The sequence below is a fragment of the Streptomyces sp. NBC_01244 genome, assembly GCF_035987325.1.
In the GTDB taxonomy this organism is placed as follows: domain Bacteria; phylum Actinomycetota; class Actinomycetes; order Streptomycetales; family Streptomycetaceae; genus Streptomyces.
Genome location: NZ_CP108488.1, coordinates 4,475,226 through 4,495,260, shown reverse-complemented (window position 1 = coordinate 4,495,260; position 20,035 = coordinate 4,475,226). Strand labels below are relative to the sequence as shown.

Here is a 20,035-nt window from a genome sequence, read left to right as displayed (position 1 = left end):
ACGCCCGTAGTCATACCTCTCTAGGACAGGACAGAGAACATGTGTGGAGCAAAGATCGGCGGGCCCGACCTCTCGACGCTGAAGCCCGGTGAGACGGCCATCCAGGGCCAGGTCACCAAGGACGGCGAGCCCATCAGCGGCTACGTCCGTCTGCTGGACTCGACCGGCGAGTTCACCGCCGAGGTCCCGACCTCGGCCACCGGCCAGTTCCGCTTCTACGCGGCCGAGGGCTCCTGGACGCTGCGCGCCCTCGTGCCCGGCGCCCAGGCGGACCGCGCCGTGGTCGTCGTCGAGTCCGGCGGCGTCACGGACGTGGCGATCGCGGTCTGAGCACCGCACCTGTGTGACCGTATGACCGCATGACCGGCCGAAGGGCCGCACCCCCGGGGGTTGGACGCCATCGGATCGGGGTGCGGTCCTTCGTGTCGTTCCGGGCCGTTCGGGGCCTCCCCGCTAGCGCGGGGCGGCTCTACCCTGGAGGTATGTACGCCCGGCGCCGGCGCGCCTACTTCCTGCTCATGGGCGGATGTCTGTTCCTCTTCGTCTCCGCCTGGTCCTTCGTGCGTCTGTGGTCCGTCGAGGCGGCCGTGGCGCTGTGCGTGGTCGCCATGGTCATTCCGCCCGTCGCCGCGATGGTCGCGAACCGGCGCGGCCCGGACGACCGCTGGTGGGACGACCCCTCGGGAGACCGGAAGTCCGACGAGTGGTGGGACGAACTGGATGGAAAGCCGCGTCGCGAGGATTGAAACCGCTCGATATAAAACCGTAATAAGTATGAGTACAACATCCCCCCGAGGCAGTGTGTCCTCTCTGTACGCGGTCAATCGGCCCGCGATCGAAGCCCTGCGGGGGGACCTCCCTTGGAACACGAACAGACCATCCCTGAGCAGCGGAAAGGGGCGGAGAGTGACCCGGAACCGGGCACTCCGGACGCCGCTCAGGCCGGTCCCCGACGCCGTCGCGGCGGCCGAACCGTCCTCCTGATCGCGGGCGCCGTCGTCCTCGGCGTACTGGCGGGCACGATCACCGGCTACGCGATCCAGTACGACCGCGAACCGACGCCGCTGGCGCCGCTGGCGCAGGCGGACCTGGTGGCGCCGAAGGCGCTCGCGCCCGACGACACCACCACGCACAAGACGATCAACGCGCACCGCTGGCACAAGACGGACGACGACCTCGCGAAGCTGCTGATCGAGGCGCCGGGCGGGGCGAAGGTCGAGGCGGCGGGCTACGAGCCCATCGAATACTTCGCGACCTTCTTCAAGAAGCCGGACAGCCAGCTGAGCTACCTCGCCGAACAGAACATCCGGCGCATCGCGTCGGTGAGCTGGGCGGTGAACGACACGACCTTCGTCCACGTGCGGCTGATCCAGTTCAACGAACGCTCCGGGGCGGACAGCTACCAGACCCATCAGTCCGCATACATGCCCGAGGAGGAGTACGCGGGCAACAGCGGCGTTCTCATTCCGGGTCTTCCTTCGGACCTCGGGCGCGTCTGGGTGGACTCCAAGGCCGAGGAGAAGGCGGGATACCTCCCGATGCGCGGAGCCCGCGCCATTGCCCGGCGAGGCGACATCGTGCTCGACATCCACTACACGAACAACCGCGGCAAGGTCAGCCAAGGCGATGTCGTGGACCTGGCCAAGCGACAGCTGGAGCGACTGTGACCGAGCCGCAGAACGACGTGACGGCGGCTCAGGAAGAGACGCCGGCCCCGGCGCCCGCGAAGCCCGCGCGCAAGGTCAACCGCAAGGCGGTCGCCCTGATCGCCGGCGGCGTGGCCGCCGCGGTGCTCGTGGGCGGCGGGATCTGGGCGTCCTCCGCCGTCGCGGACGCCGACCGGGAGGCGCCCACCGCCTACTGGGTCCCCCTCGGCGAGCAGCTCGCGACGCGCGAAGCGCCCGGCTCCGTGCCGGCGAACGCCCTCCTGGGCAAACTGCTGCCGATTCCGGCCGGATTCGTCCCGGGTCCGGACCTGGAAGAGGACGGCAACGACTTCTTCGTCTCCGGCGAGAAGGCGGTCGAGGGCTTCAAGGAGACCCGCAGCGGCCTGACCAGCGCCCAGCGCAAGGACCGCGACAAGATGCTGGCCAACCTGAAGCTCAAGGGACTGGCGGGGCGCAGCTACGTGAACGAGCGGACCAGCTGGTTCGCCGAGATCCGCATCATGCAGGCCGACCCGAAGGCCGTGGGCGCCTTCTCGGAGGTCAGCAAGAAGTTCCTCGACTTCCAGGGCGACGGCCGCCAGGCGCCGAAGGTGGACGGGTTCCCCGACGCCAAGTGCTCGCTGGAGGCGATCGGCGAGAAGAAGAAGGAAAAGATCGACTCCCTCGACTGCGTGGCCGTCGAGGGCGACGTGATGGTCACCTTCCGCGCGTACGGGCCCAAGCCCTTCGCCACCGCCGCTGCCGTCGCGCTCTTCCAGAACCAGATGAACCACCTGAAGTCCCCCGGGGAGTCCGCGTGACCGAGCAGAACACCACCGGAGCCGTGCCGGAGCTCCTCGAGGACTCCGCACCGCGGCCCGCCGCGGACGAGCAGGCGACGGCCGCGGCCGTCGCGTTCGCCGCGGACCCGCTCGCGGCCAACCCCTTCGCGGCCCCGGACGTCCCGGCCGCGCCCAAGGACCGCCGCAAGCTGTTCGCCGCGCTGCGCTGGACCGCCGCCGTACTCGTCTTCGCCGCCGTCGGCACGGGTGTCGCGTACGGGGTCACCCAGCCGGAGCGCACCGACGTCCCGGGCCTGTCCACCAAGGCCGACGGCCGCTGGACGTTCCCGGCGCTGACCAAGCCGACGCTGCCGCCGGGCGCCGCCCTGCCGTTCGCCGAGGACAACCCGGGTGGCATCCACTACGCGGGTCTCACCGAACTGCTCCTGCCGGCCCCCACCGGCTCGGCGCCCGACTCCACGCTGAAACTGGAGAAGGACGGGGTGGTGAAAGTTGACACATTCCTGGAGGAGTACGAGGCCACCGCCCGCGAGAAGCTGAAGGAGCAGTTCGAGAACGAAGGACTGCGTCAGGTCGTCGCGCGCGGGTGGACCACCCCGGACGGCACCCGTACCCGGGTCTACCTGCTGCGCTTCCACGCGCCCGATTTCCTGGTCGCCTTCAAGGGCTGCGGCGCCGACACCAGCCTCAGCGGCGTCGCGAGGCTGGAGCCCGACACGGTCTGGCGCAATGCCAAGTCCTCGCAGCGGCACCCGCTGGGAGCCCGGACCTCCGGGTACAGCACGCAGGGCAACACCAGCGACGTCATCCTCTACCGGGAGCCCAAGCCCACGGGCGACGAGCAGACGAAGCTGGGCTGCATCCAGTCCGGCGACATCCAGGCCCTCGTCCTGCAGACCCGCAAGGGCGAGGTGGCGAGCGTGCCCTTCCACCAGACGGTGATCCTCCAGCACCAGCTGCTCGGCTAGGGCGCGGTAGCGCGGTACGGGGGGAGCGCGGTACGGGGGAGCGCGTCGTACGGGCTACCTCACACGGTGCCCCGGTCCGCAGGCCAGTAGGCTTGGGGACCGGCCCCGTAACGCCACCCTTAACACTCCGAGGAGCACCCCGTGCTTGAGGCAGTCTTCACCTCCCTGCTGGTCCTGGTCTGTGTCGGCGTCCTCGCCTTCTCCGTCCTGGCCGTGAAGAAGCTGTACCAGGGCCAGCGCTGATCCCCTCGGATCTGCCGCCGACCGCCCCGGATACCGGAACCCCTCCCACAGATCGCCTGAGCTGAGCAGCCATTCATGATCCAGATCCCGTCCGACCTGAACCCGGGTCTCGTTCCCCTCGCCTTCCTCCTCGGCAACTGGGAGGGCGCAGGCGTCTTCGACTTCCCCGGTGAGGAGAAGTGCAACTTCGGCCAGGAAGTCGTCTTCAGCCACGACGGCCGGGACTTCCTGGAGTACACCTCCCACACCTGGGTGCTCGACGCCGAGGGCAACAAGGTGCGGCCGCTGGAGTCCGAGTCGGGCTACTGGCGCATCGACAAGGACCGCAAGGTCGAGATCGTCATGGTCCGCGACCAGGGCGTCGTCGAGGTCTGGTACGGCGAGCTCGCCGACAAGAAGCCTCAGATCGACGTCGTCACCGACGCGGTCGCCCGCACCGCGGCCTCCGGCCCGTACAGCGGTGGCAAGCGGCTCTACGGCTACGTGAAGAGCGACCTGATGTGGGTCGGCGAGAAGGCCACCCCCGAGGTGGAGCTGCGCCCCTACATGTCGGCCCAGCTGAAGAAGGTCGTCACGCCCGAGGAGGTCGCGGAGATGGCGCGCAACCTTCCGGACATGCCGGACGACGGCATCGCCTTCTTCCGCTAGGCCGGCCCGGCCCGGCCCGGCCCAGCCCGGCCCAGCCCGGCCCAGGTCTTCAGGTCTTGAGGCCTTCCGGCCGAGCGAGGTCGTACGTACGCGCAGGAGCCCCCGGCAGCTTTGGCCGCCGGGGGCTTCCCGCTTCCCGCACGCTCTCCCCGCTCCCCTCGTGCGGGCCCGAGGCCTACACTGGCCGGGTGGTGACCACCGACAGCACCGAGAACCTCGCCGCCGCCGACAGCGGTGACTGGAAGAGCGACCTGCGCCAGCGCGGATACCGCCTGACCCCTCAGCGCCAGCTCGTGCTGGAAGCCGTGGACTCCCTGGAGCACGCCACCCCGGACGAGATCCTCGTAGAGGTCCGCAAGACGGCCTCCGGGGTCAACATCTCCACGGTCTACCGCACGCTGGAGCTCCTGGAGGAGCTGAAGCTCGTCTCGCACGCCCACCTCGGGCACGGGGCCCCCACCTACCACCTCGCCGACCGGCACCACCACATCCACCTGGTCTGCCGCGACTGCACCGAGGTGATCGAGGCGGACGTGGACATCGCCGCCGAGTTCACCTCCAAGCTCCGCGACACCTTCGGCTTCGAGACCGACATGAAGCACTTCGCGATCTTCGGCCGCTGCAAGACCTGCGCCGCCAAGCAGCACTAGGACTGCCGGGGGCAGGGTCGTAGGCTGGTGCCATGACCAGCAGCCCCTTGCTCCATCTCCCCGGCGCCGTACAGGCCGAAGGCCGCGACGAGGGCGTCGCCGCCCACTACGGAGAGCTGTACGGAGAACAGCGCACACTCGCCGACGGCCGCGGCTTCGTCGACCTCTCCCACCGCGGGGTCGTCACCGTCACCGGCTCGGACCGGCTGAGCTGGCTGCACCTGCTGATCACTCAGCACGTCACCGCGCTCCCGCCCGGCGAGGCCACCGAGGCGCTGATCCTCTCCGCGAACGGCCACATCGAGCACGCGCTCTACCTCGTCGACGACGGCGAGACGATGTGGATGCACGTCGAGCCCGGCACCCAGGAGGCGCTGATCGCCTACCTGGAGTCGATGATCTTCTTCTACCGCGTGGAAGTCGCCGACCGGACCGCCGAGTTCGCCGTCGTGCACCTGCCGGCCGGCTCCATCGCCGAGGTCCCCAAGGAACTCGCCGTGCGCGAGACCCCGTACGGCCGCGACGTGTTCCTGCCGCGCGACGGACTGGAAGCCTTCGCCGCCTCCCACGGCCCGGCCGCCGGGCTGCTCGCGTACGAGGCCCTGCGCGTCGAGGCGCACCGGCCGCGGCTCGGTCTGGAGACCGACCACCGCACCATCCCGCACGAGCTCGGCTGGATCGGCACCGCCGTGCACCTACAGAAGGGCTGCTACCGCGGCCAGGAGACGGTGGCCCGCGTCCACAACCTGGGGAAGCCGCCGCGCCGGCTGGTCTTCCTGCACCTGGACGGCTCCGAGGTGCTGCTCCCCGCGCACGGCGCGCCCGTACGGCTGGCCGCGGACGGTGAGGAGGGCCGCCAGCTGGGCTTCGTGACCACCTCGGTCCGCCACCACGAGCTGGGCCCGATCGCGCTCGCGCTGGTCAAGCGGAACGTTCCGGTGGACGCCCCGCTGCTGGTGGGCAAGACGGCCGCCGCGCAGGAGGTCGTCGTAGAGCCGTGACCGCCGCGCGCCAGACGTCGATCCAGACGTCGATCCAGACGTCGATCCAGATGTCGGTCTAGATGTCGATGACGATGGTGAACGGGCCGTGGTTGGTCAGCGAGACCCGCATGTCCGCGCCGAACCGGCCCGTCTCCACCGTCGCGCCCAGCGCCCGCAGCTGCGCCACGACCGCGTCCACGAGCGGCTCGGCGAAGGCCCCGCCGGCGGCCGCGTTCCACGTGGGGCGGCGGCCCTTGCGGGCGTCTCCGTAGAGGGTGAACTGGGAGATCACCAGCAGCGGCGCGTCCACGTCGCTGCAGGACTTCTCGGCCTCCAGGATCCGCACCGACCAGAGCTTGCGCGCCAGCAGCTCCGCCTTCTCAGGGGTGTCGTCGTGGGTCACCCCCACCAGCACGCACAGCCCCTCCCCGACGATCTCCCCGACCGTCTCGCCGGCCACCACGACGCTCGCGCCGTCCACCCTCTGCACCACTGCTCGCATAACACCTGTGTACCAGGCTTGCACCGTTGCTATCGATGTGGGCCGGTACCGGCCCCATCGCTGTCCACCGGACTGGCCGGTTGTCTCCCCGAACGGTCTTGGGAGACGGGGAACAGCACGAGCTGGTCGCTTCGGTCCCGGCAGGTCTTGTCACCCGGGTCGGGTGTGCCTGTGGTCCTCGGCGGGATCGTGTTCCCCAGCGCCCTCGGCACGGTGACGGTCTGGCCGGTAGCTCTCCGCGCGACGATCCTCTGGTCGTTTGCGGTCACACCTGGCCGACGCCGTGTCCCATGTCCGAGGGCGCGTCTACCGATCGCCACGGCTGCCGCGTGGTGGCCGGTGACGAGCGTGGTCTTCGACTGCTGCTGGAGCGGCTGCTTCCAGTGCTGGGCTCCCCAGCGGCTGGTGTAGGCGGGGTCGACTGAGATGAGGACGAGCCCGGCGTGGTGGGCCATGCCGGCCAGTCGGTCGCGAAAGCGCGCGGTGGGCAGTCCGGCGACGGTGCGGCGGAATGTCTTGCCGCGTTTGCCGCGTCCCATCGTCTCCCGGCCGGTGGCACGGGCGTCGGCGAAGCCGAGGTTCTCGATGGCCAGACCGGCGCAGCCGTTCTGGCGGGCGAGGCGGATGAGTTCGCTGATCGCCTGGCGCAGGCGTCCGTCGCGCTGGGATGTGGGTCCGGTCAGGTCGGTGGGGATGGTGATCGGCTGGCCGACGGGGTTGCCGTGGGGGTCTACGGCGCAGACGGCGAGGTGCCCGGTGTTGAGGTCGACGGCCAGAAGCCTCTTACCGAGGGCGGCAAGTTCTACTGGCGTCGGTAGGACCGTTGCCGGGGTGGACCAGGAGGCGTCGAGGTACCAGCGGCCGCGTTCCGGATCGCACACGATGCCGTAGCGGACGGAACGATTGCCGCTGATCCGGTCCAGCCATTCGCTTTGGCGGTGGCTGAAGGCGACAGCACAGGCGAGTCGGTACCGGCCCCGTGGTGCATTGGCCAGGTGCCTGAGTGGTTCGGGCAGGACGAGAGTGACCGTGCCGTCAGCCGGGTCGACTGTGATCGTGTAGTTCCCGTACGGCGCGCCGGACTCGCCGTCGGCGGTGAGGAACATGCGCCGTGCGTCCCAGCGTTCTCGCCACTGGGTGGCGGTGAGGTCGGCGTCGATGAGGTTGTGCCGGATCTTGGAGAAGCGTCGGCCGCCGATGACGATCGCCGGATGCCCGGCCTCGATCTGCCGTTCCACCTCGGCCAGGCGGGCGGTGAGGACCTGCAACCGGCGCTGCTTCTGTGCCCGCTCAGCCTGGCTCGGATACCCCCGGACGCCGGCCACCCGCCGGCCGCAGGACACCGCCAGGCGACGGCGGATCTTCACCACGGTCCGGCGCAGCGAGGCCCGCTCATCGAAGAGGCACCGCAGGGACAGCTGGTACTGGTCCTCCGACGCGCGAGTGATCGACCCTGCCCACCGCGATGACGACACCTTTGTCAGAGCACGCCTACGCTCCGCGCGCCGGTTCTGCTTTGCGGGCACCACACCGATCCGCACACGCTCGGCCAGATCGGCACGGGCATGCCTACCGAGGTGGTCGCCCACGATCCGCAACACCTCGGCATCGCCGGTGGACAGTCGCAGACGATCCCGGATGCGCGAACCCACGGGCGCCGAAACGGTGAAGGGATCGGCTGGCGCGCGGAGCGGGGGCTTGCGCCTCCGCTGCCCTACCCCGACCTGGCTCCTCCTTACGCGCGCCACTGGCCGCCTCTTCCCTGTCACCGACTACAGCACGGATGTTCTGTGTTCAGACTGACGTCTTCGTTGAGGTGTGCGTGCTCCGAATCTTTCCTCTTCACCCGTACGGGGTATCCGGTGGATGGCAACGGCTGACAAGCGAATCAGTTGGGCCGTCCGGGGCCGATCGGGTGGAGTGGGACTGCGTCGGTACCACGGGGAGTGGCACGATGCACGCAGGCGGTGCCCCCAGCACCGGTCGAGGGGACGGACACGAACGCATGAATACTTCTGGTACCTCCGCACCTGCTTCTGCGCCCATCGGAACCGTGGGATCCGGCGCGCCCGTCGCGCCCGCGGTGTCCGCCGAGACCTCGCCGCCGCGCCCGCCCGCGCAGCGGACCGGGGCCGCGGACGCCGCCCCGCCGACGCCGACCACCGCGCTCGGCCTGCCGGAGCTGCGCGGGCTGCGCCGCGACGCGCAGCGCGACGAGGCCGACCTGAGCTACGTGCGCCGGCTGCTCCAGGGCCGCATCGACATCCTGCGCGCCGAGCTCGCCCGGCGCACGGACCCCGAGGCGCCGGTGGTGGACCGGCTCTCGGAGATCCTCGCGGACGCCCCCTCCAGCCGCAGCGCCTCCGCCCGGCACGTCACGCTCGGCACCCCGCACGGGGAGGAGTACCGGCTGCTGGCGGCCGAGATGCTCTCCGACGTGGAGCTGTCGGACCTGGGCGCGCGCACGGACGGGGAACTCCACGAGGGCATGGGCAAGTTGGTGCGCTACGAGCAGCAGGTCTCGCGCCGCCGCCAGCAGCTCCAGCGCACGGCCGACGACTGCAGCGCGGAGATCACCCGGCGCTACCGGGAGGGCGAGGCCCAGGTGGACGACCTGCTGGCCTGAGGAGGCGGGGGGTGCGGGGCCCGCGGAAATGCGGGCGACGGGGGCGGGCCGGGCCGATTAGCGTGGGTGGCTATGAGCGCTGACGTCCGGCCGATCGCCGCATCCGAACTTCCCGCGTGGCTGCGTGCCCTGCAGACCGGTTTCCTGAACGCGGCGCACCCCACGGCCGAGGACCACGCCCGGCTGGCCGGGTACGCCGACTACGCCCGGACCCAGGGCGGGTTCGACGCGGACACCGGCCGGTGCGTGGCGACCTTCCGCTCCTTCCCGCAGGAACTGACCGTGCCGGGCGGGGCGTTCGTTCCGTCGAGCGCCGTCACGAACGTGACCGTGGCGCCCACGCACCGCAGGCAGGGTCTGCTGACCCGGATGATGGCCGCCGAGCTGGCCGCCGCGCACGCGCGCGGTGACGTGCTGTCGACGCTGATCGCCGCCGAGTACCCGATCTACGGGCGGTACGGGTACGGGCCCGCCACTTCCGTCTCGGAGTGGGAGATCGACGTACCGCGCACCGGACTCGACCCGCGCGCCGCCGTCCCCGGCGACGGCGGGAGGATCGACCTCGTGGACGAGGCCGAGGTACGGGAGCTGGGCCCGGCCCTGCACGAGCGGGTGCGGGCCGCCACGCCCGGCGCGGTGAGCCGCGACGCCCGCTGGTGGCGGGTGACCACGGGTGCGGAAACGATGTCCCACAACCCGTACACGCCGTCGTTCCACGCGGTGTACCGCACCGCGCGGGGCGAGGTGGCCGGCCTGGTCCGGTACACCGCCGACGACCACTGGACCGATGCCAAGGTGCCGCTGAACACCGTGCAGGTACGGCAGTTGCTCGCCGTCACCCCGGAGGCGGAGCGGGCGCTGTGGCGGTTCCTGTGTTCCATCGACTGGGTGGTGAAGGTCCGCACCGGCTACCGCGCCCCCGACGACCTCGTCACCCGGCTGCTGCCCGACCCGCGCGCCGCCCGGACCGTGACCTCGGCGGACTGGCTGTGGGTGCGGCTGCTGGACGTCGTACGGGCCCTCGGCGCGCGGACGTACGCCGTGCCCGGAGTCCTCGTCCTGGAGGTCACCGACCCGTCCGGGCCGGCGGGCGGGCGCTACCGGCTCGACGCGGGCGCGGGGGACTGCGTGCGCACGGAGGAGCCGGCCGATCTGCGCCTGGACGTGGGCACACTGGGGGCGCTGTACCTGGGCGACGAGTCGGCGGTGCGGCTGGCGGCGCTCGGCGCGATCACGCAGGAGCGCCCCGGGGCGCTCGCGCTCGCGGACGCGGTGTTCCGCACGGCCCGGCGGCCGTGGTGCCCGGACATCTTCTGAGCGGCCGAACCGGACACTGGAACGGCAACGGGAAACAGGAGGACTGAGGTACGTGGCGACACTGGTGGAAGCCCTGCGGGCGGCCGGCTGCGTCTTCGCGGAGGAGGAGGCGGAGCTGCTGGCGGCCGCCGCCGAGGACGCGGGGCACTTGGAGGGGCTGCTGGCCCGCCGGGTGGCGGGCGAACCGCTGGAACACGTCGTCGGCTGGGCGGAGTTCTGCGGGCTGCGGATGGCCGTCGGCGAGGGGGCCTTCGTGCCGCGCCGGCGCAGCGAGTTCCTCGCGCGGGAGGCGGTGCAGGCGGCCCGGCCCGGCGCGGTGGTGGTGGACCTGTGCTGCGGGGTGGGCGCGCTCGGCGCCGCCGTGGCCGCGCGGGTGCCGGGGGCCGAACTGCACGCGGCGGACATCGACCCGGCCGCACTCGCCTACGCCCGGCGCAACGTGGCCCCGTACGGCGGCCGGGTGTGGGAGGGCGACCTCTACTCACCCCTGCCCGCCGGGCTCCGGGGCCGGGTCGACGTCCTGGTGGTCAACGCCCCGTACGTCCCGACCGGGGAGATCGCCCTGCTGCCGGTGGAGGCCCGCGACCACGAACCGCCCGTCTCCCTGGACGGCGGGGCGGACGGCCTGGACGTCCACCGCCGGGTGGCCGCCGGCGCCCCGCCCTGGCTCGCGCCGGGCGGCAGCCTGCTGATCGAAACGAGCGCCCGCCAGGCCCCCGTCACGGCCGCGGCCCTGACGGCGGCAGGCCTGTCGGTCCGTGCGGTGACCTCCGAGGAGTACTACGCGACGGTGGTCATCGCGACGGCGCCGTAGGGCGCCGCCTCACCCGGGGTCGCGAGTTCGATGGCGATCGCCGCGCCCTCAGGATGTACCGGCCGTGGTCATCGCTGCGCGTCGCAGGGTGGAGTCCAGGAGTGGGAGTCAAGGAGTGAGAGTTCAGGAGTGGGAGTTATTGCAAGCAGCTGCTTGCAATAGTTAGCAAGGTGCGGCAGGATCGGGTCATGGCATCGCTCAACGTCGGGAATCTCGGCGAGTACCTGCGCGAGCAGCGGCGGCAGGCGCAGCTTTCGCTGCGACAGCTGGCCGATGCGGCGGGGGTGTCGAATCCGTACCTCAGTCAGATCGAACGCGGGCTGCGCAAGCCGAGCGCGGACATCCTGCAGCAGCTCGCCAAGGCGCTGCGGATCTCCGCCGAGACGCTGTACGTGCAGGCCGGAATCCTGGACGAGCGGGACCGGGACGCCGTGGAGACGAGGGCCGTGATCCTCGCCGATCCGTCCATCAGCGAGCAGCAGAAGCAGGTGCTGCTCCAGATCTACGCCTCCTTCCGCAAGGAGAACGCCGCCGAGGCCGAGGCAGGAGCGGGAGCTGCCGCCGACGGCGGTGGTGGCGATGCCGAGACGAGTACGCACTGAGTACGCACTGAGCACGAACTGAGACCGTGATCCGGGAGGACCACCACATGGCCATCGCCGATGACCTGAAGAAGACCCTCACCGACCCGACCCCCCTCTACTTCGCCGCCGGCACCGCCGACCTCGCCGTGCAGCAGGCCAGGAAGGTGCCCGGGCTGATCGAGCAGCTGCGCGCCGAGGCCCCCGCGCGCATCGAGGCCGTGAAGAACACCGACACGAAGGCCGTGCAGGAGAAGGCCAAGGAGAAGGCCAGGGAGGCGCAGGAGGCGGTCACCGCCACCGTCGCCGAGGTGTTCGGGGCGATCGACGCGAAGAAGCTCGGGGAGACCGCCCAGGACCTGGCGCTGCGCGGGGTCGGCGTGGCCGCCGAGTACGCGGTCAAGGCCAAGGAGGCCTACGACAAGGTCGCCGAGCACGGTGAGCAGACCGTACGGGCATGGCGCGGCGAGGTCTCCGAGGAGATCGTCGACATCGCCGTGGTCGTGGAGCCGGAAGCCGCCGAGCCGGTGGCGGAGCCCGCCGCCGAGCCCGCCGCGGAGCCCGCGCCGAAGAAGGCTCCGGCCCGTAAGGCCGCGGCCAAGAAGGCCGCCGCCGCGCCGGCCGACGAGAGCTGAGATCCGCGCTACGGACCGGGCACCCGCGGGGCGTCCGGTCCGTTGTGGTTTGGGAAAGGGGCTCTGCCGGTAGCGTGGAGGCAGGCGGAATCCGGCTAGCGAGGCGTGAGAAGGCGGTCAGGCGATGTTGATGAACGGGTTCGACCAAGGAGTGCTCCCGTTGCTCGGGTTCGCCATGCTCGGGCTTGCCGTGGTGGCGTTCGTGCTGGCACTGACGGCGCGCGAGGACGCGTACCGGGCGGCCGGCAAGCAGACCAAGACCTTCTGGCTGGTCATCCTCGGCATCACCGTGGTCGTGGACTTCTTCCTCGGGATGCTCTTCCTGCAGATCGCCGGGCTGGTCGCCAGCATCGTCTTCTTCGTCGACGTGCGCCCCGCCCTCAAGCAGGTCTCGGGCGGCGGTGGCGGCCGGCGGGGCGGCAGCAGCAGCGACGGGCCGTACGGGCCCTACAACGGCGGACGGTAGGCGGCAGGCCGGAAGCCGGTGGCCGGTAAGGCCCCGATCTCCGGGCGGCCTGTTGGTTCGGCCGGCCGGCGTCCGGGGCTTCAGCCCTCGGCGCGGGAGAGGAGGACGACGGCGACGTCGTCCGTCAGCTCCCCGCCGTTGAGGCGGCGGGCCTCGGTCACGGAGGCTTCGAGCAGGCCTTCGCCGCTCAGCCCGTCGGCCAGATGGCGGTTGATCATGTCGACCATGCCGTCCTGCCCCAGCCGTTCCTTGCCCTGGCCGATCCGGCCCTCGATCAGGCCGTCGGTGTAGAGCATCAGGCTCCACGTGCCGCCCAGCTCCACCTGGCGGCGCGGCCAGCGGGCCCGCGGCAGCAGGCCGAGCGCCGGGCCGCTGTTCTCGTACGGGAGCAGTCGCGCGGGGCGGCCCGGCCGGGAGATCAGCGGTGCCGGGTGGCCCGCCAGGCACAGGCCCGCGCGCCGGCCGTCGGGGGCGATGTCCACCGTGCAGAGCGTCGCGAAGATCTCCTCGCAGGGGCGCTCGACTTCCAGGACCTCCTGGAGGGTGGCGAGCAGGTCGTCGCCGCACAGGCCGGCCAGGGTCAGCGCCCGCCAGGCGATGCGCAGCTCGACGCCGAGGGCGGCCTCGTCGGGGCCGTGGCCGCAGACGTCGCCGATCATCGCGTGGACGGTGCCGTCGGGGGTGCGGACGGTGTCGTAGAAGTCCCCGCCGAGGAGCGCGCGGCTGCGGCCGGGGCGGTAGCGGGCGGCGAAGCGGAGGTCGGACCCCTCCAGGAGCGGGTGCGGGAGCAGCCCGCGCTCCAGGCGGGCGTTCTCCTGGGCCCGAAGTTTCGATTCTGCGAGCTTGTACTGGGCGATGTCCGCCCGTTTTCTCTCCACCGCGTAGCGGATGGCGCGGCTGAGCAGCCGCCCGTCGAGCTCGTCGCGGAACAGGAAGTCCTGGGCCCCCACGCGTACGGCCTCCGCGGCGCGCTCCGCGTCCTCCTCGGAGGTGAGCACGAGGACGGCGTGCCGCGGGGCGATGCGGAGCACCTCGCGCAGCGCGCCGAACGGGTCGACGGCGTCGCCGGAGCCCGCGCCGCCGTGCGGAAGCGCGAGATCGAGCAGGACGCAGTTCACGTCGGGGGTGAGCAGCCGGGCCGCCTCCGTGAGGTTGCGGGCGCTGCGCAGCCGGATGCGGTGGCCGTCGGCGTCGAGGATCTCGGGAACGGTGAGGCCGCCGGCGGGGTCGTCCTCGATCACCAGCAGGGTGAGCGATGACATGCCGCCCGGTCCGCTCTCGGTGCCCGGGATGTCCCTCTGCCGCGGTACGGGTACGGGCATCGTCTCCGGTTCCTTCCCGCCCCCTCGGGGGTTCGCTCGTCCGGCGACCCTAGCGGCGGGACGAGGGAAGCGGAATGGCGGGTCCGGCGCGGGGCTCCGGCATATGCCGTTATCGGGTGGGAAAGTCCGCGTCGGCGAATGACCAACGTCACGGCGCGGGGGTACGACATCCCGCCCACCGAGACATCCCGCCCACCGAGACGCACCGCCGCCGGCGGCGGGCCGTGCCCGGCGCCGCTGCCTGTCGGTGAGCGGGTCGTCGCTACGCGTCCGGCCTGACCACGGCCTTGATCGGCATGGAGCCCGCGCCCGCCATGGTGACGTTGCGGCCGGGGCGGGGGGCATGGATCATCGCGCCGTCCCCGACGTATATCCCGACGTGGCTCGCGTCGTCGAAGTAGATGATCAGGTCGCCCGGCCGCATGTCCTTGACCGCGACCTTCGGCAGCCGCAGCTGCTCCTGAGAGGTGCGCGGGATCCTCTTGCCCGCCGCGAGCCAGGCCTGCGAGGTCAGCCCGGAGCAGTCGAACGAACCGGGTCCCTCTGCGCCCCACACGTACGGCTTCCCCATCTGGGCGGCCGCGAACTGCACGGCCCGCTTGCCCGCGTCGGTGGCCGCGGCGCCCGCGGATCCGGTCATCGCGCCCGTGGACAGCCAGTCGGTCTGCGCCTTGCGCTGCGCCTCCGCCTCGAGCTCCAGCAGCCGGGCCTTCTGCTCGGCCTCCAGCTTGCTCTCGAGGTCCTCCGCCGCCTTGATCTTGTCCTCGACCTGCTTCTTCGCGGCTTCCTGCTTGACCCGGTTGGCTTCCAGGGTCTCCCAGTGCGCGCTCGCGTCCCTCGCGTACTGCTGCAAGTCGCTCTGGGTGCGGTTCAGTTCGGAGAGCAGGTCCGAGGTGGCCTTCTCGCCCTGGCGCAGCCGGTCGTTGCCGTCGAGGAACTGCGTCGGGTTGTTGCTCAGGGCCAGCTGCGCGCCGGGCGGCAGTCCGCCCGAGCGGTACTGGGCGCGGGCGGCGGCGCCCGCGCGGCCCTTCAGGGCGGTGATGCGGTCCTGGCCCGCGAGGACCAGGTTGGCGATCTCCACGATCTTGTCGGACTGCGTCTTGGTCTCGCTCTCCGCGAGGTTGAAGGCGTCCGTGGCGGCGCCCGCCTCGCGGTAGAGGCCCTCTATGTCCTTGCGGACCTGCTCCAGGGACTTGCCCTGTTGGGGCTCCGGTGCGGCGAAGGCGGTACCGGCCAGCGCGCCGGGCGCGGACAGCAGCGCCATCGCGCAGAGCAGAGTGAGGGCGATCGAACCCCGTCGTCGTTTCCTCATGGTCCCCCCAGACACAGGATTGACTAATCGTCAGTAACTTGTGATTGCCTTCGGGATGGTGCCACGAGTCGGTGAATTCCAACACCCTTGTGGATATCCATCCGATGCGTCCCGATCGCCCCCGCGGCCCCCCTGCCCCCGGCGGCCCCCCTGGCTCCCGCGGCCCCCCTGGCCCCCGCGGCCACCGTCACCCCGAGGACATCACCTCGAGGACGTCACCCCGAAGGCCTCAACGCTTCCCACCGCACCGTCAGTTCCCCCTGACGCCACCGCACCGGCCCGTCCGCCAGCGGCCAGTCCCCGGCCAGCGCCCGCGCCGTCCGGATCCAGCGCTGCCGCGCCCCGTAGGAGGCGTACGGAGCCGCCGCCGCCCACGCCCGGTCGAAGTCGCGCAGGAACGCGTGCACCGGCTCGCCCGGCACGTTGCGGTGGATCAACGCCTTCGGCAGCCGCTCCGCCAGGTCCGAGGGGCGCTCCAGGGAGCCCAGCCGGGTCGCGAAGGTCACCGTGCGCGCCCCTTCGGGCCCCAGCGCGACCCAGACGTGGCGCCGTCCGATCTCGTCGCAGGTCCCCTCCACCAGCAGCCCGTCGGGAGCGAGCCGGGCACACAACCGCTCCCACACCGCCTCGACCTGCTCCTCGTCGTACTGGCGCAGCACGTTCGCCGCCCGGATCAGCGCGGGCCGGACCCCGCCCTCCAGCGGCACCTCGAAGCCGCCGTGCCTAAAGCTCAGGCCCTCCCGCTCGTACGGCTTGGCGCCCGCGACCCGCGCCGGATCGATCTCGATGCCGACCACCCGCACCCGCGGGGCCGCCTCCCGCAGCCGCGCCAGCAGTTCCACCGCGGTCCAGGGCGCGGCCCCGTAGCCGAGGTCCACCGCGACGGGGTCGTCCGCGCGCCGCAGCGCCGCTCCGTGCGTTGCCGCGATCCAGCGGTCCATGCGGCGCAGGCGGTTCGGGTTCGTCGTCCCGCGGGTCACCGTGCCGACGGGGCGACGAGGGGGAGGGGTGGAGCGGGAGGCCATGTGCAGAGAGTAAGCGGAGCGTTCCCGCGCGATAAAAATCCGGCGCGGCAGCAGGAAATCGGCCCGTCCCGGAATGCGGGGGACGGCCGTCCGGGTTGCACTCCTAGAAGAGCGCCGACAGCGCTCTCCGTGTCATGCCGTCCGAGCGAGAGGAACTGCTCCCTTGAGCCAGTACGTGTCCCGCATCGGCGGCAGCATCGGCGGCCGCTTCGCCGCGGCCCGTTCCGGCACCCGCCACGAGCCGCCCCGCCTGCGCCTGCCCGCCGGCGTCGGCGGTCACCGCAAGCCGCGGCGCGTCGCCATGCTCAGCGTGCACACCTCACCGCTGCACCAGCCCGGTACCGGCGACGCCGGAGGCATGAACGTCTACATCGTCGAGCTGGCCCGGCGCCTCGCCGCGATCAACATCGAGGTCGAGATCTTCACCCGTGCCACCACCGGCGGCCTGCCGCCCGTGGTCGAGCTCGCGCCCGGAGTCCTCGTACGGCACGTGGACGCCGGCCCGTACGAGGGCCTCGCCAAGGAGGAGCTGCCGGCCCAGCTGTGCGCCTTCACCCACGGCGTCATGCAGGCGTGGGCCGGCCACCGCCCCGGCTACTACGACCTGGTCCACTCCCACTACTGGCTCTCCGGTCACGTCGGCTGGCTCGCCGCCGAGCGCTGGGGCGTCCCGCTCGTGCACGCCATGCACACCATGGCCAAGGTCAAGAACGCGGCGCTCGCCGAGGGCGACACCCCCGAGCCCGCCGCCCGCGTCATCGGCGAGACGCAGATCGTCGACGCCGCAGACCGGCTCATCGCGAACACCGCCGAGGAAGCCGACGAGCTCGTCCGCCACTACGCGGCCGACCCCGGCAAGGTCGCCGTCGTCCACCCCGGCGTGAACCTCGAGCGCTTCACCGTCGCCGACGGCCGCGCCGCCGCCCGCGCCCGCCTCGGACTGCCGCAGGACGCCGTCATCCCGCTCTTCGCGGGCCGCATCCAGCCGCTCAAGGCCCCCGACATCCTGCTGAGGGCCGTCGCGGAACTGGTGGACCGCGAGCCGGCGCTGCGCACCCGCCTGTTCGTGCCCGTCGTCGGCGGGCCGAGCGGCAGCGGGCTCGCGAAGCCGGAGGGGCTGCAGAAGCTGGCCGCGAAGCTCGGCATCGCGGACCTCGTGCACTTCCACCCGCCGGTGGCGCAGGACGCGCTCGCGGACTGGTTCCGGGCGGCGTCCGTACTGGTCATGCCCTCGTACAGCGAGTCCTTCGGGCTGGTCGCGATAGAGGCGCAGGCCACCGGCACGCCGGTGCTGGCCGCGGCCGTCGGCGGGCTCCCGGTCGCCGTCAACGACGGGGTCACGGGGATCCTCGTACCCGGCCACGATCCGGTGGACTACGCCCGCGAGCTACGGCGCTTCGTGGACGAGCCGGGACTGTCGGGCCGGATGGGCGAGGCGGCCGCGCGGCACGCGCAGTTCTTCGGCTGGGACACCGCCGCGAGCGGCACGGCCGACGTGTACACAGGGGCGATGCACGATCACCGCCGTCACGTACGCTCCCACCATGGCTGACGCTCACCTCACCGACGGCGCCGACGGCACGGACGGCACCGGCACCGCCGCGATCATCGAAGCGACGCTGACCGGCGCGGAACTGAGCTGGGAGAGCCCGGAGCCGGGCTCGTACGTGGTCCAGCTCCCCGGCACCCGCAAGCTGAGCACCACCTGCTCGCTCAAGGCCGGGAAACACTCCCTGTCGGTCAACGCCTTCGTGATCCGCCACCCGGACGAGAACGCGGCCGGCGTCCACCGGTGGCTCCTGGAGCGCAACCTCAAGCTCTACGGCATGGCCTACGCGGTCGACGCGCTCGGCGACGTCTACCTGACGGCCCGCCTCCCCCTGTCGGTGATCACCCCCGACGATCTGGACCGGCTCCTCGGCACGGTCCTGGAGGCGGCGGACGGGGCATTCAACACCCTGCTGGAGCTGGGGTTCGCGAGCGCCATCCGGCGGGAGTACGAGTGGCGGGTCTCGCGGGGCGAGTCCACGCGCAACCTGGACGCCTTCAAGAACCTGACGCAGCCGTCGGGGGCGGCGGCGCAGCCGGAGTAGGCGGGTCAGGCGGCCGGAGCCACCGGATCCTTCCTCTTCACCTGCGCCTTCGCCGGGGCGGCGACCTCCACGACCGCCTCCGCGACCGCCTCTGCCTCCGCGACCGCCTCCGCTTCCGCGACCGCTTCCACCGGGCCGGCTTCGCCCTGGGTAAGCCCCCTCATCAGCACCCAGTAGCCCCCCGCGGCGATGGTCCCCAGGACCGCCGTCGCGCCCCACAGCCAGGCCGCGCCGAAGTGCTCGATCACGAAGCCCGCCATCAGCGGGGCGATCAGCGAGGCCACCGCCCACGACATCGTGTACATGCCCTGGTAGCGGCCGCGCCCGTGCACCGGGGAGAGCCGCGCGACCAGACCCATCTGGGTCGGCGAGTTGACGATCTCGGCCAGCGTCCACACGCAGACGGTCAGCGCGAGGCTCCACACCGAGCCGCCGAAGGCCGTCAGCCCGAATCCGTACCCGGCCAGCAGCGCCGAGATCACCAGCAGCTTCTGCGGATCGCGGTGCTCGATGAACCGGGTGACCGGGATCTGCAGCACCACGATCAGCACGCCGTTCACGGCGGCGACCAGCCCGTAGTCGACGGTGGAGAACCCGGCCGCGCCCATCGCGAGCGGCAGCCCGAACGAGCCCTGCATGAAGATCAGCGAGATCAGGAACGACAGCCCGACCACACCCATGAACCGCCCGTCCCGCAGCACGGTCCCCATGCCGATCTCCGGCTCGGCGGCCGCCTTCTCCGCCGCCGTCTTCTCCGGCCGGGACTCCGGCAGCTTGAGGTAGACGAGCACCGCGCAGACCAGCGTCAGGGCCGCCTCGCCGAGGAACCCGGCCAGGTAGCTGTACTCCGCTACGAAGCCCGCCACGGTCGAGCTGACGGCGAAGCCCAGGTTGATGGCCCAGTAGTTCAGCGCGAAGGCCCGTACCCGGTCCTCCGGGCGGACGATGTCCGCCATCATCGCCTGCACCGCCGGCCGCGAGGCGTTGGAGGTCATGCCGACCAGCAGCGCCACCGCGGCGATCGCCGCCGGGTGCTCCATGAACCCGAGCAGCGCCACCGAGAACGCGGTCGACGTCTGCGCCGCCATCAGCGTGGGCCGCCGGCCCAGCCGGTCCGTGAGGACCCCGGCGACGAGCGAGGACACCACGCCGCCGAGCCCGTGCAGGGCCACCACAAGTCCCACGAAGGAGGCCGAATAGCCCCGCTCCAGGGTCAGGTACAAGGTCATGAACGTGGCGACGAAGGCCCCGAGCCTGTTGACCAGCGTGCTCGTCCAGAGCCACCAGAACTCCCGGGGCAGACCCGCCACGCTCTCGCGGGCGGCCCGTCTCACACTGGCAACGGACATACGGAATCCCCCCGAGATGTAAGCGTCCCTCTGCTCCTTCGGAACCTACATA

22 protein-coding genes are annotated in these 20,035 nt (G+C 71.6%); 16 read left to right on the top strand and 6 right to left on the bottom strand.

Annotated elements, in window-relative coordinates:
• The first annotated feature begins 39 nt into the window (after nucleotides 1-39).
• From OG247_RS20110 to ygfZ, 8 genes are all read left to right on the top strand, one after another.
• Complete coding sequence (locus OG247_RS20110) at nucleotides 40-330, top strand: DUF1416 domain-containing protein (protein WP_243339454.1); 291 nt, start codon at nucleotides 40-42, stop codon at nucleotides 328-330.
• A 152-nt stretch (nucleotides 331-482) separates the two neighbouring features.
• On the top strand, nucleotides 483-746 hold the full coding sequence (locus OG247_RS20105) for a DUF3099 domain-containing protein (protein WP_327253556.1): 264 nt from the start codon (nucleotides 483-485) through the stop codon (nucleotides 744-746).
• Nucleotides 747-860: 114 nt separating this feature from the next.
• Nucleotides 861-1,667, top strand: coding sequence for a hypothetical protein (locus tag OG247_RS20100; protein WP_327253555.1), 807 nt, complete (start codon nucleotides 861-863; stop codon nucleotides 1,665-1,667).
• A complete protein-coding gene (locus tag OG247_RS20095) occupies nucleotides 1,664-2,467 on the top strand; it encodes a hypothetical protein (protein WP_327253554.1) in 804 nt (267 codons plus the stop codon). Before OG247_RS20100 ends, OG247_RS20095 begins: the two co-directional genes overlap by 4 nt.
• Nucleotides 2,464-3,417, top strand: a complete 954-nt coding sequence (locus OG247_RS20090; protein ID WP_327253553.1) for a hypothetical protein — start codon at nucleotides 2,464-2,466, stop codon at nucleotides 3,415-3,417. The genes OG247_RS20095 and OG247_RS20090 overlap by 4 nt, the downstream gene beginning before the upstream one ends.
• A gap of 318 nt (nucleotides 3,418-3,735) precedes the next feature.
• Nucleotides 3,736-4,308: an FABP family protein gene (locus OG247_RS20085; protein WP_250744595.1), complete on the top strand. Its 573-nt coding sequence runs from the start codon at nucleotides 3,736-3,738 to the stop codon at nucleotides 4,306-4,308.
• Nucleotides 4,309-4,496: 188 nt separating this feature from the next.
• Nucleotides 4,497-4,958 (top strand): Fur family transcriptional regulator, encoded by a 462-nt coding sequence (locus tag OG247_RS20080; protein ID WP_327253552.1) that lies wholly within the window; start codon nucleotides 4,497-4,499, stop codon nucleotides 4,956-4,958.
• A 32-nt stretch (nucleotides 4,959-4,990) separates the two neighbouring features.
• Nucleotides 4,991-5,959, top strand: coding sequence for a CAF17-like 4Fe-4S cluster assembly/insertion protein YgfZ (ygfZ, locus tag OG247_RS20075; RefSeq protein ID WP_327253551.1), 969 nt, complete (start codon nucleotides 4,991-4,993; stop codon nucleotides 5,957-5,959).
• 58 nt (nucleotides 5,960-6,017) lie between these two features.
• Here the strand turns inward: ygfZ and dtd are convergent, their stop codons facing one another.
• Together dtd and OG247_RS20065 are read right to left on the bottom strand one after the other, a co-directional pair.
• Nucleotides 6,018-6,443: a D-aminoacyl-tRNA deacylase gene (gene dtd / locus OG247_RS20070; RefSeq protein WP_327253550.1), complete on the bottom strand. Its 426-nt coding sequence runs from the start codon at nucleotides 6,441-6,443 to the stop codon at nucleotides 6,018-6,020.
• 29 nt (nucleotides 6,444-6,472) lie between these two features.
• Nucleotides 6,473-7,918, bottom strand: a complete 1,446-nt coding sequence (locus tag OG247_RS20065; RefSeq protein WP_327253549.1) for a hypothetical protein — start codon at nucleotides 7,916-7,918, stop codon at nucleotides 6,473-6,475.
• Between the two features lie 530 nt (nucleotides 7,919-8,448).
• Here OG247_RS20065 and OG247_RS20060 point away from each other — a divergent pair.
• The 6 genes from OG247_RS20060 to OG247_RS20035 all read left to right on the top strand — a co-directional run bounded on the left by OG247_RS20060 (nucleotide 8,449) and on the right by OG247_RS20035 (nucleotide 12,882).
• Nucleotides 8,449-9,069, top strand: coding sequence for an RsiG family protein (locus OG247_RS20060; protein WP_327253548.1), 621 nt, complete (start codon nucleotides 8,449-8,451; stop codon nucleotides 9,067-9,069).
• 72 nt (nucleotides 9,070-9,141) lie between these two features.
• Nucleotides 9,142-10,386: a GNAT family N-acetyltransferase gene (locus OG247_RS20055; RefSeq protein ID WP_327253547.1), complete on the top strand. Its 1,245-nt coding sequence runs from the start codon at nucleotides 9,142-9,144 to the stop codon at nucleotides 10,384-10,386.
• 52 nt (nucleotides 10,387-10,438) lie between these two features.
• Complete coding sequence (locus tag OG247_RS20050; RefSeq protein WP_442813352.1) at nucleotides 10,439-11,200, top strand: putative protein N(5)-glutamine methyltransferase; 762 nt, start codon at nucleotides 10,439-10,441, stop codon at nucleotides 11,198-11,200.
• A gap of 188 nt (nucleotides 11,201-11,388) precedes the next feature.
• Nucleotides 11,389-11,802 (top strand): helix-turn-helix domain-containing protein, encoded by a 414-nt coding sequence (locus OG247_RS20045; protein WP_327253546.1) that lies wholly within the window; start codon nucleotides 11,389-11,391, stop codon nucleotides 11,800-11,802.
• Nucleotides 11,803-11,849: 47 nt separating this feature from the next.
• Nucleotides 11,850-12,416 (top strand): hypothetical protein, encoded by a 567-nt coding sequence (locus OG247_RS20040; RefSeq protein WP_327253545.1) that lies wholly within the window; start codon nucleotides 11,850-11,852, stop codon nucleotides 12,414-12,416.
• A gap of 124 nt (nucleotides 12,417-12,540) precedes the next feature.
• Nucleotides 12,541-12,882: a DUF2516 family protein gene (locus OG247_RS20035; protein ID WP_327253544.1), complete on the top strand. Its 342-nt coding sequence runs from the start codon at nucleotides 12,541-12,543 to the stop codon at nucleotides 12,880-12,882.
• Nucleotides 12,883-12,962: 80 nt separating this feature from the next.
• Here the strand turns inward: OG247_RS20035 and OG247_RS20030 are convergent, their stop codons facing one another.
• From OG247_RS20030 to OG247_RS20020, 3 genes are all read right to left on the bottom strand, one after another.
• Nucleotides 12,963-14,204, bottom strand: coding sequence for a PP2C family protein-serine/threonine phosphatase (locus OG247_RS20030; RefSeq protein WP_327253543.1), 1,242 nt, complete (start codon nucleotides 14,202-14,204; stop codon nucleotides 12,963-12,965).
• Between the two features lie 262 nt (nucleotides 14,205-14,466).
• A complete protein-coding gene (locus OG247_RS20025; RefSeq protein WP_327253542.1) occupies nucleotides 14,467-15,516 on the bottom strand; it encodes a C40 family peptidase in 1,050 nt (349 codons plus the stop codon).
• A gap of 215 nt (nucleotides 15,517-15,731) precedes the next feature.
• Nucleotides 15,732-16,541: a class I SAM-dependent methyltransferase gene (locus OG247_RS20020; RefSeq protein ID WP_327253541.1), complete on the bottom strand. Its 810-nt coding sequence runs from the start codon at nucleotides 16,539-16,541 to the stop codon at nucleotides 15,732-15,734.
• A 163-nt stretch (nucleotides 16,542-16,704) separates the two neighbouring features.
• Between OG247_RS20020 and mshA the strand changes: the two genes are divergently transcribed.
• Together mshA and OG247_RS20010 are read left to right on the top strand one after the other, a co-directional pair.
• The gene (gene mshA / locus OG247_RS20015) at nucleotides 16,705-18,093 is read left to right on the top strand and encodes a D-inositol-3-phosphate glycosyltransferase (RefSeq protein ID WP_442813350.1); all 1,389 of its coding nucleotides are present in this window, start codon (nucleotides 16,705-16,707) and stop codon (nucleotides 18,091-18,093) included.
• The gene (locus tag OG247_RS20010) at nucleotides 18,086-18,634 is read left to right on the top strand and encodes a YbjN domain-containing protein (RefSeq protein WP_327253540.1); all 549 of its coding nucleotides are present in this window, start codon (nucleotides 18,086-18,088) and stop codon (nucleotides 18,632-18,634) included. The genes mshA and OG247_RS20010 overlap by 8 nt, the downstream gene beginning before the upstream one ends.
• A gap of 5 nt (nucleotides 18,635-18,639) precedes the next feature.
• Here OG247_RS20010 and OG247_RS20005 read toward each other — a convergent pair whose 3' ends face one another.
• A complete protein-coding gene (locus OG247_RS20005) occupies nucleotides 18,640-19,983 on the bottom strand; it encodes an MDR family MFS transporter (protein WP_327253539.1) in 1,344 nt (447 codons plus the stop codon).
• Between the last annotated feature and the right edge of the window lie 52 nt (nucleotides 19,984-20,035).

What these genes read in the sequence shown, in the direction of transcription:
- OG247_RS20055 (WP_327253547.1), top strand. Translation starts at nt 9,142, where the DNA reads ATGAGCGCTGACGTCCGGCCGATCGCCGCATCCGAACTTCCCGCGTGG.
- OG247_RS20085 (WP_250744595.1), top strand. Translation starts at nt 3,736, where the DNA reads ATGATCCAGATCCCGTCCGACCTGAACCCGGGTCTCGTTCCCCTCGCC.
- OG247_RS20045 (WP_327253546.1), top strand. Translation starts at nt 11,389, where the DNA reads ATGGCATCGCTCAACGTCGGGAATCTCGGCGAGTACCTGCGCGAGCAG.
- OG247_RS20060 (WP_327253548.1), top strand. Translation starts at nt 8,449, where the DNA reads ATGAATACTTCTGGTACCTCCGCACCTGCTTCTGCGCCCATCGGAACC.
- ygfZ (WP_327253551.1), top strand. Translation starts at nt 4,991, where the DNA reads ATGACCAGCAGCCCCTTGCTCCATCTCCCCGGCGCCGTACAGGCCGAA.
- OG247_RS20025 (WP_327253542.1), bottom strand. Translation starts at nt 15,516, where the DNA reads ATGAGGAAACGACGACGGGGTTCGATCGCCCTCACTCTGCTCTGCGCG.
- OG247_RS20030 (WP_327253543.1), bottom strand. Translation starts at nt 14,204, where the DNA reads ATGCCCGTACCCGTACCGCGGCAGAGGGACATCCCGGGCACCGAGAGC.
- dtd (WP_327253550.1), bottom strand. Translation starts at nt 6,443, where the DNA reads ATGCGAGCAGTGGTGCAGAGGGTGGACGGCGCGAGCGTCGTGGTGGCC.
- OG247_RS20035 (WP_327253544.1), top strand. Translation starts at nt 12,541, where the DNA reads ATGTTGATGAACGGGTTCGACCAAGGAGTGCTCCCGTTGCTCGGGTTC.
- OG247_RS20005 (WP_327253539.1), bottom strand. Translation starts at nt 19,983, where the DNA reads ATGTCCGTTGCCAGTGTGAGACGGGCCGCCCGCGAGAGCGTGGCGGGT.
- OG247_RS20040 (WP_327253545.1), top strand. Translation starts at nt 11,850, where the DNA reads ATGGCCATCGCCGATGACCTGAAGAAGACCCTCACCGACCCGACCCCC.
- OG247_RS20020 (WP_327253541.1), bottom strand. Translation starts at nt 16,541, where the DNA reads ATGGCCTCCCGCTCCACCCCTCCCCCTCGTCGCCCCGTCGGCACGGTG.
- OG247_RS20105 (WP_327253556.1), top strand. Translation starts at nt 483, where the DNA reads ATGTACGCCCGGCGCCGGCGCGCCTACTTCCTGCTCATGGGCGGATGT.
- OG247_RS20010 (WP_327253540.1), top strand. Translation starts at nt 18,086, where the DNA reads ATGGCTGACGCTCACCTCACCGACGGCGCCGACGGCACGGACGGCACC.
- OG247_RS20110 (WP_243339454.1), top strand. Translation starts at nt 40, where the DNA reads ATGTGTGGAGCAAAGATCGGCGGGCCCGACCTCTCGACGCTGAAGCCC.